General features: G+C 60.8%; 10 protein-coding genes and 2 pseudogenes. 10 read left to right on the plus strand and 2 right to left on the minus strand.

Features of this window, described 5'->3' with window-relative positions; all coding sequences use genetic code 11:
* Positions 1-558: 558 nt before the first annotated feature.
* The 4 genes from repA (at position 559) to repC (ending at position 4,457) form a co-directional block, all read left to right on the plus strand.
* Positions 559-1,773 carry a plasmid partitioning protein RepA gene (gene repA, locus FY036_RS00395; RefSeq protein WP_148912751.1) on the plus strand — a complete coding sequence of 405 codons (1,215 nt, stop codon included), beginning with the start codon at positions 559-561 and terminating at the stop codon, positions 1,771-1,773.
* The gene (locus tag FY036_RS23680) at positions 1,770-1,937 is read left to right on the plus strand and encodes a hypothetical protein (RefSeq protein ID WP_161601058.1); all 168 of its coding nucleotides are present in this window, start codon (positions 1,770-1,772) and stop codon (positions 1,935-1,937) included. The genes repA and FY036_RS23680 overlap by 4 nt, the downstream gene beginning before the upstream one ends.
* Positions 1,934-2,989, plus strand: coding sequence for a plasmid partitioning protein RepB (repB, locus tag FY036_RS00400; RefSeq protein WP_148912752.1), 1,056 nt, complete (start codon positions 1,934-1,936; stop codon positions 2,987-2,989). Before FY036_RS23680 ends, repB begins: the two co-directional genes overlap by 4 nt.
* Before the next feature lie 214 nt (positions 2,990-3,203).
* Complete coding sequence (gene repC / locus FY036_RS00405; protein ID WP_148912753.1) at positions 3,204-4,457, plus strand: plasmid replication protein RepC; 1,254 nt, start codon at positions 3,204-3,206, stop codon at positions 4,455-4,457.
* A 412-nt stretch (positions 4,458-4,869) separates the two neighbouring features.
* On the opposite strand, the gene FY036_RS00410 is transcribed toward repC, so the two are convergent.
* Positions 4,870-5,937, minus strand: a complete 1,068-nt coding sequence (locus FY036_RS00410) for a site-specific integrase (protein ID WP_148912759.1) — start codon at positions 5,935-5,937, stop codon at positions 4,870-4,872.
* 179 nt (positions 5,938-6,116) lie between these two features.
* On the opposite strand from FY036_RS00410, the gene FY036_RS00415 reads away from it, so the two are divergent.
* The 4 genes and pseudogenes from FY036_RS00415 to FY036_RS00430 all read left to right on the plus strand — a co-directional run bounded on the left by FY036_RS00415 (position 6,117) and on the right by FY036_RS00430 (position 9,392).
* The gene (locus tag FY036_RS00415) at positions 6,117-6,326 is read left to right on the plus strand and encodes a hypothetical protein (protein WP_148912754.1); all 210 of its coding nucleotides are present in this window, start codon (positions 6,117-6,119) and stop codon (positions 6,324-6,326) included.
* Positions 6,327-6,424: 98 nt separating this feature from the next.
* Positions 6,425-7,447: a DUF1403 family protein gene (locus tag FY036_RS00420; RefSeq protein ID WP_148912760.1), complete on the plus strand. Its 1,023-nt coding sequence runs from the start codon at positions 6,425-6,427 to the stop codon at positions 7,445-7,447.
* Positions 7,448-7,452: 5 nt separating this feature from the next.
* Positions 7,453-8,157 (plus strand): SMC-Scp complex subunit ScpB, encoded by a 705-nt coding sequence (gene scpB, locus FY036_RS00425; protein WP_148912755.1) that lies wholly within the window; start codon positions 7,453-7,455, stop codon positions 8,155-8,157.
* A gap of 133 nt (positions 8,158-8,290) precedes the next feature.
* Positions 8,291-9,392: pseudogene (locus tag FY036_RS00430) on the plus strand (IS3 family transposase).
* A gap of 760 nt (positions 9,393-10,152) precedes the next feature.
* Here FY036_RS00430 and FY036_RS00440 read toward each other — a convergent pair.
* On the minus strand, positions 10,153-10,404 hold the full coding sequence (locus FY036_RS00440) for a hypothetical protein (RefSeq protein ID WP_148912757.1): 252 nt from the start codon (positions 10,402-10,404) through the stop codon (positions 10,153-10,155).
* Positions 10,405-11,379: 975 nt separating this feature from the next.
* Between FY036_RS00440 and FY036_RS24010 the strand changes: the two genes are divergently transcribed.
* Together FY036_RS24010 and FY036_RS00455 are read left to right on the plus strand one after the other, a co-directional pair.
* Positions 11,380-11,586, plus strand: coding sequence for a hypothetical protein (locus FY036_RS24010; RefSeq protein ID WP_210247459.1), 207 nt, complete (start codon positions 11,380-11,382; stop codon positions 11,584-11,586).
* A gap of 147 nt (positions 11,587-11,733) precedes the next feature.
* Positions 11,734-12,060 (plus strand): annotated as a pseudogene (locus FY036_RS00455) (helix-turn-helix domain-containing protein); the annotation flags it as partial.
* Positions 12,061-12,241 lie beyond the last annotated feature (181 nt).

Genomic DNA, 12,241 nt, shown 5'->3' on the forward strand with positions numbered 1-12,241 from the left:
AGGGTTGTGAAGTTGCCGGCCTGGCTGGCGGTATCGACGATGTCGGCGGCCAGCACGGATGTGGTCATCGCGACGGCAGCCGCACCGGAAATCAACAATCTCTTGAGCATCTTTGCTTCCTCTCGGTTGGGTTCTGGGGGAGAGACCAGGGGTCGTCTCGGGCCAATCTACGGGGCCGGACCGCGCGCGGTTCATCGCAGCCAGGTCACAAAAACTTGTCGTCGGCGGCCGATTTAGGCACTTGTCGCACACAGACGCTGACCCACTAGCAGGTGACATGTATTGGGCCAACGCCTTGTGCTGCCTGGATCTGCGCGCCGAGTTGACAGCTGTCAACTCGCACCATTGCGGAGGGGTGAATCCCCGTTCACCCTCGCATTGACAGGAATCGCTTGATCGACAACCGTATATACGGACATGGCGCGCAGATGGGGACTTTTCCGTTACTCGCGGTAGGGACTGTCAGTTTGAGTATCATCGCGTAGAATTGAACAGCCGAAGTGAGTCGGGAGGGCGCGCGGTTCCCTCCCCCGTCGGTTATTACAGGCGGGACGAGAATTGAGCACTATCGCTGAACCAAGCAACCATACAGCGGACCGGCAGATCGCGGCCGACGCCGCGTTACTATCCGCGCAACTGGCCGCTCTGCGTGGACGCCTCTTTCCTCCTACCGCTCAAAAGACGCTGCGGGCGTTCACCAGCGGGGAGGCTGCGCGGCTCATTGGGGTTAGCGACGGCTACCTGCGACAGATATCGATTTCAGGCGAAGGCCCCTCCCCCGAACTTGGAGCTGGTGGGCGCAGGCTCTATTCGCTGGCCGACGTAAATGAGCTTCGCCGGCACTTGGCTGGACAGGGAGGGGCGAAGGCGAAGCACTATGTGAAGTGGCGTCAGCCTGGGGAGCATTTGCAGGTCCTTGCCATAACCAATTTCAAGGGCGGTTCTGGCAAGACGACCACGTCCGCCCATTTGGCGCAGTACATGGCGCTTCAGGGCTACCGTACCCTTGCGATCGACCTTGACCCCCAGGCGTCCTTGTCGGCGCTGTTTGGCTATCAGCCGGAGCTGGATCTGTCTGGCAACGACACCCTCTATGGGGCGATCCGATATGACAGCGAACGCGTGCCGCTAGCGGACGTCATCCGCAATACCTATTTCGACGGCCTGGATATTGTCCCCGGAAACCTCGAACTGCAAGAGTTCGAGCACACAACGCCACAGCATCTGGCGCGGCGCAACGCGGCGGACACTGAGGGCCTGTTTTTTGCCCGCGTGCAGCATGCGATCCAGTCGGTAGAAGACCGGTACGACGTAGTCGTCATCGACTGCCCTCCCCAGCTTGGCTATCTGACACTGAGCGCTCTGTGTGCGGCCACTTCCGTCATCGTGACCGTTCATCCGCAGATGCTGGATGTGGCGTCCATGAGCCAGTTCCTCTTCATGACCTCAGACTTGTTGTCGGTGGTCCGCGAAGCTGGCGGTTCGCTCAACTTCGATTTCCTGCGCTATCTTATAACCCGCTACGAGCCCAACGATGGGCCGCAGACGCAAATCGCCGGTTTCCTGCGCACGCAGTTCGCTGATCGGGTTCTGACTGCCCCCATGCTGAAGTCAACCGCCATCTCAGATGCCGGCCTTTCCAAGCAGACGCTCTACGAGGTGGGGCGCGAGAACTTCAACCGTGTAACCTATGACCGGGCCTACGAAGCACTAAATTCTGTCAACGCGGAGATCGAGGCTCTCATGACGGAATCTTGGGGACGCAAGCCATGAGCGGGGAAAAGTTGACAGCTGTCAACTTTGGCTTGAAAGCGCCGCTCACGCTGGAGTTGACAGCTGTCAACTCTGGTTTCGGGAGGCCGTATTTTGCCCCTCTACAGCCCTCCGATATTCGCACCGACTTCGGCTCGGGCGGCGACCGGGAACTCAAACGATGAACGCGCGCAAGGATCGACTAAAATCACTGTTTTCCGGGGAGGCTGAAGAGGCGCCGTCTCCTGCCGAGGCGCCCGCGACCACGCCTGTTGGCGCCCCCCCTAAGCGGGCGACGTCGGCAGCGGTGAAAGCGATGGGGCTCTCGCTCGGAAATCTCACGCAGGAAGTCGATGAAGCGCGCAAGCTGCGGGAGGCTCTATCCTCGGGGGAACAGGTTATCGACCTCGATCCAGAGATGCTCGAGCGCTCTCCCTTTCTCGACCGGTTCAGCGAAGGTGCAGCCAACGACGAGGACTTCGAAGCGCTGAAGCGGAGCATTGCCGAACACGGCCAGCAGGTGCCCGTGCTGGTGCGCCCCCATGCCGATTCCGGAAAGGCCGCGCGCGGCATTTACCAGATCGCCTATGGGCATCGGCGGGTGCAGGCTGCACGCCAGCTGGGGCGATCGGTTCGCGCTGTCGTGCGCTCACTCGACGATGCCCAATTGGCCTTGGCCCAGGGCAAGGAGAACGCCGAGCGACGCGCTCTGAGTTTCATCGAGCGCGCATTTTTCGCGCAGACGCTTCTGGACCACGGATTTGACCGCTCAACCGCCCAGGACGCGCTGGCCGTCCACAAATCCGAAATGTCGCGTCTGCTGCAGGTTGTCGAAGCCGTGCCGAAACATGTGGCCGAGGCAATAGGCCCAGCTCCAAAAGCCGGGCGTCCCCGTTGGCTCGAGCTGGGTGACCTTATAGCCAAGGACAATGCCGGTCTTGTCGTCGATGAACTGTCGCGTGAGCCCTTTCGCGCTGCAGACAGCGACACCCGTTTTCAGCGGTTGCTCGATCGGCTCAAAGCCGGGGTTCTGAAGAGCGCCAAACGTCGGTCGCGACATGTCACAAAAATCGCCGGCGCAAACGGCAAGCCGATCGGCCAGCTGGCCAGCGCCGCGCGGGGATCGCGCCTAACGGTGCCGGAGAGTGCGGGGAAGGGGTTCGCCGACTATGTCGCGGACCGCTTGCCCGAGTTGCATGAGGCTTTCAGCAAGGCCGCATCAGCAACGAAGAAATAGGGATCGCCGGGCTGGCAAGCCGCCAGACCGGAGAGAGTGCGTAGAACCGAAACAGAAACGGAGAAGCAGGCAAGAAAAAAGGCCCCCAGAACGTTGCCATTCCGGAAGCCCCTTTCGATGTAGCAATCTGAAAGAATCACTTCCGAGTCACGCTGTCAAGGTGTGGGCGCGTCCCGGCCGCGTATTTCTGTGCCTCTTAAACGAGGTGACTCGAATGATGGACCGATTTGCAACGACGCCTTTTGGCGGCGGACGGGTTCGTGCGGCCGATTTTCGGCGCAGGGAAACGATCGATCGCCGGCGCGCGGCACTCAATGCCGGAGGCAACGACACCGGCAAGGCAGACAAGTGGCAACTGATCCGTGCGCTTTCGGAGGCAAGAGCGGTGTTTGGTCTTTCCGACCGGGCTATTGCCGTACTGGAAGCGCTGCTCAGCTTCCACCAGGCTCGCGAACTGGACGGTTCGGAACCGATCGTAGTGTTTCCTTCCAACGCCGAATTGTCATTGCGTAGCCGCGGTATGGCCGACGCGACCCTGCGTCGCCACATCGCCGCACTGGTGGAAGCAGGGCTGATCCTGCGCCGCGACAGCCCGAATGGGAAGCGCTATTGCCGCAGGAACGACCAAGGCGGCGTCGAAAGCGCCTTTGGATTCGACCTGTCGCCTCTGGCGCTGGCCGCTACCGCAATCCATGACGCGGCCGAAGATGCCCGCGCCCATGCGCGTCATTGCCAGAAGCTGCGCGCCGAGATCGGGGTTCACCTTCGAGATACGGGCAAGATCATCGAGGCAGGCCTCGCAGAGGGCAGGGAAGGGGATTGGGAAGCCTATGCGCTGACGCTGGTTCCTCTGGCCCGCAGGCTGTCTCGACAGGCATCCCAAGAGGCGCTGACGAACCGCCGTGACGACCTCGTTCGCCTACGGGCACAGGTGGAAAAAGCGTACCTGGACTCTCTCACTGAACAAGAAATGAGCGGCAATGACGTCGATTCCGAGCGCCACTATCAGAATTCAAACACAGACCAACATTTTGAATATAGCTCCGAAAAAGAGCTGAAGCAGGAAAGTGACCGCGTACCCGTGAAGGCCACAGAGCCGGGGGATCCAACAGGACAGGGCGAAGCTGAGAAGCGAGCGCCTGCCAGTAGAAGCGAACCCGTACCGCTTTCCTATTTGCTGGCGGTGTGCCCGACCCTGGCAAGCTACGCCCGCGACGGCATTTCCAGCTGGCAGGATGTGATGGCAACGGCCGGCTTGGTGCGTTCCATGCTCGGCATCTCGCCCGATGCTTGGCGCAGGGCGTGCGAAGCAATGGGCGAGATTGCAGCCGCGGTCACCGTTGCGGCCATTCTGGAGCGCGCTGACACGATACGGTCGCCAGGCGGCTATCTGCGTGCATTGACCGAAAGAGCCGAAAAGGGACAGTTTTCCATCCGGCCGATGCTGTCGGCGCTCGAAAACGGCTAGGGCAGGGTGGGTCTACTCACGCTCGATCCCGGCCAGCACCCTTGCGACGTGGGCAATCGGAATGTTCTCCGCCGTCGCGCATGGGAAACTTTTCGGCGCCCGGATTGACGACGATGCGGCGTTGGGGCCGAATGTCCTCGATGGCACGGTAGAAGCGCGGTTGGAGTTTGGGCGGAAGGCTGCGCTTGATCTCGAGAGCCCCGTTGGAACTCCGGGGCGGGGACGAGCTGGGCTCTTGCAGCCACCCGGTGAAGGCTCGCCTGCGTGCCCGGCGAGCGCATCTAAGGTGCGTAAACATCCTTGCGTTTATGGAGTGAAGGTCCAGATTCGCGAGGTCAAATGCCTCTGGTCCAGCCATGGTCTTCATCCGCAACCGCCATGAGTAAGGCTGCAGGGGAGGGGAGGGGGCTTCCTACAAGCCACTCGCCTTGGTGAGATTGACGCGGAAACGGTCGCGGCGGCGCTGGTATTTTCGCGTCATCTCGGCCGAGGCATGTCCCAACTGCTTCTGGACGTAGCGCTCATCAACCTCCGCGGAAGATGCGAGGCCAGAGCGCAACGAGTGCCCGGCAAACAGCTTTCCGCGCTGACCCTCGGGCAGATCGCCGCGAACGCCGGCCGCCAGTGCGGTGCGTTTGACCAAGCGGGCGATCTCCTGGCCGTTGAGGCGGTTGGCGGCGACCGTCTTTCCACGTCCTGTCACGCGCCGGAACACGGGCCCGTGGGCGATGCGAGCGAACTTGAGCCATGTCTCGAGCGCCACGACCGGGCAGGTTGCATCCGACGAGCCGCGTCCTACCTCAACTTCGCGCCAGCCGGTCTTGCCGCGCAGGATGACAAGCATCCCCTTCTCGAGGATATCGATCCATCCGGAGCCATCTTCGGTCTGATCGCGACCGCAATCCAGCCCGACCACTTCAGACCGGCGTAGCCCGCCCGCAAAGCCGAGCAGCAGCATGGCGCGGTCGCGAAGGCCGCGAAGCGTGCCCCGATCGAGCGTCTCCAGCATGGCGATCAGATCCTCAGGCAGCACCGCTTCCTTCTGCCGGGGAGGGGCAGCATGCTTGTTGCGAATGCCGGCCATGACGGTCGCAATATGAGGATCCTTGCGATCGATGGAGACGCCGCGCTGCAAATAGTTCCATGCAAGCGAGGACAGCCGCCGCTCGATGGTTGAGACGGCATTGGGCTTCTTGTCGCCTGTTACCCTTCCGGAGGCGCAGGCGGTGATGTAGAGACCGACTACCTGCGGGTCGGGCGGAAACATCGCGACACCCTCCCGCCGGCACCAGCTCGAAAAATGGCGCCAGTCTGACGCATAGGCGCGGCGCGTGTTGGCAGAGCTTGCCGCCTCGACATAGTCGCGAGCGCGATCAGCCAGACCGTCGAGATGAGATGGCAGGCGAGGTTTCGAGGCCGCCGTTGGGGGAGGGGAGGGGGGAAGCGCTTCGGCCGCCGGTTCGTCCGCCATGCGTCCCATCTCCACGACAAGATCGACGATGTCGGGAAGATCGTCTTCGTCTGGCCTCAAGCGGTGATCCTCCTGTTGCAAGCACTTGGTGCGGGCGAACGTCCGACCGCCGTCAGGCGGACGCCTGACATGGCCGTGTTGCCAGCTTTTGCGCGAGCTAAGGCGCGCAACCGCTGAAGGATCGGCCGTTGGCGTCTGCCGTGCTGCTTGTGGCGGTCGCTGAGACGCTGAAGGCGAGCTGGCACGTTTATCACCGCGCTGCAGGCGGCCATCCGCACATTGCTGATATTCCCTTGCGCGTTCGTGCCGTGAGACGCTCCAGAGCATCGCTCGCAGTGATTTTCGGGGTTCTGCTCGATGTTTTCGGCCATTCTCCCAATAAAGAGCACAATGACTGATAATGCAACATTATCGTTCATTATTGACACACGACAAGCGCAGCGCTTTTAAGCCATTTTGATTGCCAAAAGCGCCGCGATGAATCATCGTGCTTTCAATGATTCTGCGTCGAAAATCCTCTCCGCACCACAACGCCACGCTTGCCGGCGCCCGTTCGACCGCGCCGTTGGCAACCGTGCCGGCTTGGCTGCGCCGAGCCGTACCGGATGCGAAAAGCCTTGCGGGAAAGGACCTCGAGGACCTCGCGCTCTCGGCGGGTGCCGCCATCGGCGCGCTCGATGCAATAGTCCGCCGGCAGGAGCGCTGGGCCGGCGCCTGGCGACAGCGGCTGGCGCTTGCGGCGGCCGCTGTAACGGCGAAGCAGGTAGGCCGCGTCGAGGATGAGGCGGCGCTGCGCGATGCCGTGCTGCTCACGCGACCGGGCGAGTCTTTGTCAGTCGGCCCCGCCGGGCTTTTGCTGCTCGCCTGGCGCCGGCTGGCATCGAGGCCGGCGGAAGAATTGTTGACGTTGAAAACCCTTGCAGCGGTGTTGAAGGAGTTCGGCTACGCCCCGGATGATGAGGTGGTCAGCGATCTGTCGGATGATCTCCGGCAACTGGCGACCGGCGCTGGCATGGTCGCAACGCTCACCGGTTCATTCATGGCCGCAGAACGCCACGGCCTTGCGCGCGCCGTCGGAGCCTGGCTCGCCGATGCCCTGCTGGCGCAACGCCTGGGTTGGCCACATGCGCTGCCGCTGCTCGGCGCCGAAGCAGCCTTGGGCATAAGCGCGCGCTCGCGTCGATCGGCAGCCAGTTTTGGGGCGACAGGCATTGAGACAGATCCTGAGCGTGCCAAAGGTCTGCTTGCCGCGCGGGCGCGTGCCGCGATCCGCGCCATCGATCTGTCCGCCGACCTCGAACGTCGCGCGGACCGGATGCTTACCGTTGCGCCGAAACTCCGGGCCAAGGCGGCAGGCACCGTTGTCGACAAACTGCTGTCCGACGACGCGATCGTCGCCTCCGAAAGAATCTCCGGCATGAGCGATCGCGGATTGCGCCGCCTGTTCGACCGGCTGGTTGAGCTCGGCGCTGTGCGCGAACTCTCTGGGCGGACGACATTCCGCATTTACGGGCTCTGACGACCATGGCGGAGACGACGCGCAAACGACGAGGCCGGGACGACGAAGATGCACTGTTCGATCGTGAATTGGATCATTTGCCGCCGGATGCACGCTGGCGCGAGTGGATGAACCGCGTCGAAGCAACGATCTTCGCCGCCAGCGAGCCCGTTGGCCGCGAGACGCTGGCACGCATTGTCGGCAAAAGCTGCAGCATCGATCTCTTGATCGATGATATTCGCGAGGAACTTCGCGGCCGGCCTTATGACCTGGTCTCTGTTGCCGGCGGCTGGAAGCACCTGACCCGAGCGCCATATGCCGACGCGATCCGCGCCGCTGTCGGTGGAAGTCAGAAGGCCGTGGACCTCACGCAATCCGAAGTGCTGGTGCTGATGTGCATTGCCTACTTCCAGCCGATCACCCGCGCCGAACTGTCTTCGTTCTTCGGCAAGGAGATCAGTCGCGATTTTATTGGTCATCTGCGCGGTGCAAAGCTGATTGCGTCCGGTCCGCGCAGCCCGACACCCGGCGCACCTTACACCTACGTCACGACCAAGGACTTCCTGCTGGAGTTCGGCCTTGATACGCTGCGCGACCTGCCGGATTTCGAGGCTCTCGAGGATGCCGGCCTGCTGTCGAAGGAAAAGCTGCTGGCGGGTGACATTCCGGCGGGGTTGGCGGGCGCAATGGGCGACGAGGAAGCAGAGTTGGTCGGGGACCAATTGTCGTGATTTTGCACGTGGTAAGTGTCGCCAGGAAAACGATGCAGGTGCCATGGTCCTCTGCTCTGAACCCTGAAAGTTGGATCGTTTGAAACTGGAGTTTTCCGCTGTAACGTCCCTTGGCTGGGAGGAGCGGAAGACGATGAAGGCATCGAAGTTTTCGGACGCACAGAAGGCGTTCATTTTGAAACAGGGAGCAGACGGAATCCCTGTTGCGGAGATTTGCCGCCGGGCGGGGATCAGCTAGGCGACCTACTTCAATTGGAAAAAGAAATATGACGGGCTACTGCCGACTGAGATGAAGCGGCTGAAGCAGCTCGAGGACGAGAACGGCAAGCTGCGCAAGCTTGTTGCGGACCTCTCGCTGGACAAGGAGATGCTGCAGGACGTCATCCGCCGAAAACTTTAAGGCCTGGTCACAAACGCGAGCTGGTGGCGGAGACGTGTGGTGAGTGGAACGTGTCGATCCGGCGAGCCTGCCGGGTTCTGGAATTCGACACGTCCAGCTACCACTACATGTCCCGCCGCCGCGATCAGGCCGAGATTGCAGCTCGGATCAAGGACATCTGCGCGACACGGGTTCGCTACGGCTATCGCCGGGTGCACGTGATGCTGACGCGCGAAGGCTGGGACATCAACATGAAGCGGACTTACCGCATTTACAGGGATTTGGGCCTGCAACTCAGGAACAAGACACCGAAGGGGCGGGTCAAGGCGAAGCTGCGAGAGGATCGTGCCGCGGCGGTTGGTCCCAACGACGTATGGGCCATGGACTTCGTTCACGATCAGCTCGCCACGGGCAAGAAGATCCGTGTGCTGACGGTGGTCGACACCTTCTCACGATACGTGCCGGTTCTCGATCCGCGGTTCAGTTATCGGGCGGAGGATGTCGTCAGGACACTGGGACAGGTCTGCCCGAAAATCGGCTATCCGAAGACGATCCGCGTCGACCAGGGGTCTGAGTTCATCTCCCGAGACCTCGACCTGTGGGCCTACACGAAGGGCGTCACGCTCGACTTCTCGCGGCCGGGAAAGCCGACAGACAACGCCTACATCGAGCCTTCAACGGGCGCTTCAGGGCAGAATGCCTGAACGCGCACTGGTTCCTGACGCTTGCCGATGCGGCCGAAAAGATGGAGGATTGGCGCAGATACTACAACGAGGTTCGTCCGCATGGGGCGATCGGGCACAACGTCCCGATCTCGTCGCTAAATCACGATGGCGCTGCCACCCTGCCAACGTGACAACAGGCCGGAAACTCCAGCATCCGGCGGTCCAAAGAATGGTATCGGAGCAAGTATCGGAGCAGCTCTAATCGCCGCTGGATGAAAGTTCAGTGGGAGGTCACAATCGCCAAGATATTCGATTGAACTCTCTTACCGACATAGGCGTTTGCCCGCCGCCGCAGCGCAAAGAAGCCTCCGTCTGATGACGATATGTTACCACCGTTCGTCGGAATGGTGCCGAAGAAGGTCCAGGTCAGGCACCTTGGACACCGGCAGCGGCGGAAAAAACTCGAAAACCAGAGTGATGTTCCGAGGTGGGCAATATGGCAGCCAGCGCCGCTAAGCTAAAGGCGGCAGATGTTTGATTATCACGAGGCTGGATCAACGGAAGCCGAAGAACGGTAGGGCAGCTATCGTCAGAACGACGAGTGCAGCGACGACGAACCAGATAGTGTTCCTTCGTGCATCTTTGGTGATTGCAGTGACTCCTATCGAGTATCTAACTGCGACGGTCGAAGGTCCGGGATTCGGGCCAGGCACCGACATCGAGATGTTGTATGCCATCGGCATTCTTCGGTGCGGTCTCCGATATCAGCCGACCTCGGAGAAGGCCGGCTGACATTCGGTCAACAGGATCGCCAGCTTCGAGAGGGGCCTTACTGGCAATCCGGGCACGGTATCAACCGTGTCCGTCAGTCAACATACTGCTGTGGCCGTTGTTCCGCTGAGACCAAAAGAAACCCACTCACCCACAAGCTACGGGATCGTGGCGCTGAATTCAGGTAACGGACCCGCCTTCATTTTCCCATCGTTCCTGCGGGTAGTCGATTGTCTGATGCAGCGCCACGTGTTGAGCGAGCAGCACCCGCAGTTCAGCTTCTGTGCGGGTTCCTTGCCCCGACGCATCAATGAGAATGCGTGCTCGCGCACTTTCCTTGTCGAAGCTGCGATTTTCTGACGGATCGCGGACTTCGGCCAGTACGCGCTCAATCGTCTCCATTTCTTTGGGAGTTAGATAACCGGAAGACATGACGTCCTCCTTTCGGTCGGGGCTAGGGCACGATGGCCACCCTCAACCGGCAGCGCCCTGAACATACTGCCGACAAGACAGACTATACCCCAAGCCGCGCGGAGTCGATGTTCCACCGGAAGCAGCGCGCGCACATTTCATGGTCCCGTGCTGGCTGACCCGCATCGCCGGACGACGTGCTGGCGCTGCCCTTAAGCAATCCGCTGCCAACTCAGTGTTTGGGCGTGTGACAACTGTTAAGTGCAAGCATGTCGCCATCGGAGAGACGAAACTCATACCGATACGTCCCAGCATGATCGTGGATCCCGTCTGCATAGAACACGAGCACAGGGTTACCTGAATGGGACGTCACTTCTATGGCGGTTAGGGTGCGATCATAGATTGTCTTCGTTTTGCCGACGCGCTTGGCAGGTCCGATATTCACTAGCATGGCTGGCTCAAATCTGGCCGGAGGCCTCTGGAGAAGAGACGACGATAGCATGAGCTTTTGCACAATACTGCATCTGGTGGTCGTTTCACGCCGTTTGTCGTTTTCGCGTACGACAGGTAGCCTTTCCAGCACCAACCGGCGTTCCCGATTGCTCCGGGATAAAACCGCTTACTCTGATCTCATAACGGAACATTCATGGCCCCGTTGGCTTCGGCTGGCGGCGCTTTTTCTGCGTCTTGCGATAGTCTCGACTCTTCACTCGCGGTCTGGTTGTATTCTGTGGGGCTTGGGAGGGCATTCCATGAGAACTGCGATGGCTGCGGTATTCGCGGCGATGGTGCTTGGCGGCTGCGCGTCGGTTGTGCGCGGCACGACAGAACAGGTCGTTATCAACTCCGAACCTACGGACGCGACAATCAGGACGAGCCTTGGGCATGCATGTCCTCGGTCGCCCTTGAAGGGTTGAGGTCAGCCGAAAGACAGAGTTTACAGCCTATGCCGAAAAGGAAGGCTACAAGCCCGGTCAGCTGTACATCGGGACGAAGATGAGCGGCGGCGGAGCAGCTGGGCTGGCCGGGAACATCCTGATAGGTGGTGTCATCGGCGCCGGCGTGGATGTGGCGACAGGCGCGACCCTCGATCATCATCCGAATCCGGCAAATATCTACCTGGTGCCTCTCGATGACCCAGGCGAAAGCACCAATATCGGCAAGCCGCCTCCGCGCAGGGATCCAGAGCCACCCAGCGTTTGATGGGTATCATTCCATTTCCGACACGTCGCCAGCCTGAAACAGCACCGTGGGTTCGCCGTAATCACCGATCGCCGGATTGGCTTCACGGCTCCACGCGATGACGCCGGCATGTTTGTCTACCAGCACGCGGGCGGTTCGCACCGCCCGTTCATCGCTCACTTGCTCAGCCGCGCCGTCCGGGTAGAGTCCGACCTCATCGATCAGTTGTTCAATTCGAGCGAAAAACGTCTTGCTCGAACACTCCTGCTCCTAGCCAATTTCGGGCAGGAGGGCATTCCGGAACCGAAGATTGCCAAGATCAGCCAGGAGACGCTCGCCCAGATGGTTGGAACGACGCGGGCACGCGTCAGCTTCTTCATGAACAAGTTCCGCAAACTGGGCTTCATCTCCTACAATGGCGGGATCGAGATTCACAGTTCGCTGCTGAATGTCGTTCTGCATGACCAGCCACATATCGACCCAAACCACAAGTAATCAGCGCGCGCGGCATCAAGCGCAGGCATGGCTTGATTCAGACGTACGCGCTGCACAGGCCTCCGTCGAGGTGGCCTGCCCCTATGAGGTGGTCCGGTTTCAGTTTTAATGCATGATCGGCTTTCCGGCCATTGCCTGTGCAGATGGTGGTGCCGTTCTACGGTTCGGCGCCGGCCAGATG

Origin of the sequence: Neoaquamicrobium microcysteis, from assembly GCF_008180155.1 — a bacterium.
GTDB lineage: Bacteria > Pseudomonadota > Alphaproteobacteria > Rhizobiales > Rhizobiaceae > Aerobium > Aerobium microcysteis.

Bases quoted from the DNA above. Each gene is read 5' to 3' on its own strand.
- repC (WP_148912753.1), top strand. From the start codon at position 3,204: ATGATGGACCGATTTGCAACGACGCCTTTTGGCGGCGGACGGGTTCGT.
- FY036_RS00440 (WP_148912757.1), bottom strand. From the start codon at position 10,404: ATGTCTTCCGGTTATCTAACTCCCAAAGAAATGGAGACGATTGAGCGC.
- FY036_RS24010 (WP_210247459.1), top strand. From the start codon at position 11,380: ATGAGCGGCGGCGGAGCAGCTGGGCTGGCCGGGAACATCCTGATAGGT.
- FY036_RS00410 (WP_148912759.1), bottom strand. From the start codon at position 5,937: ATGGGACGCATGGCGGACGAACCGGCGGCCGAAGCGCTTCCCCCCTCC.
- scpB (WP_148912755.1), top strand. From the start codon at position 7,453: ATGGCGGAGACGACGCGCAAACGACGAGGCCGGGACGACGAAGATGCA.
- FY036_RS23680 (WP_161601058.1), top strand. From the start codon at position 1,770: ATGAGCGGGGAAAAGTTGACAGCTGTCAACTTTGGCTTGAAAGCGCCG.
- FY036_RS00420 (WP_148912760.1), top strand. From the start codon at position 6,425: ATGATTCTGCGTCGAAAATCCTCTCCGCACCACAACGCCACGCTTGCC.
- repB (WP_148912752.1), top strand. From the start codon at position 1,934: ATGAACGCGCGCAAGGATCGACTAAAATCACTGTTTTCCGGGGAGGCT.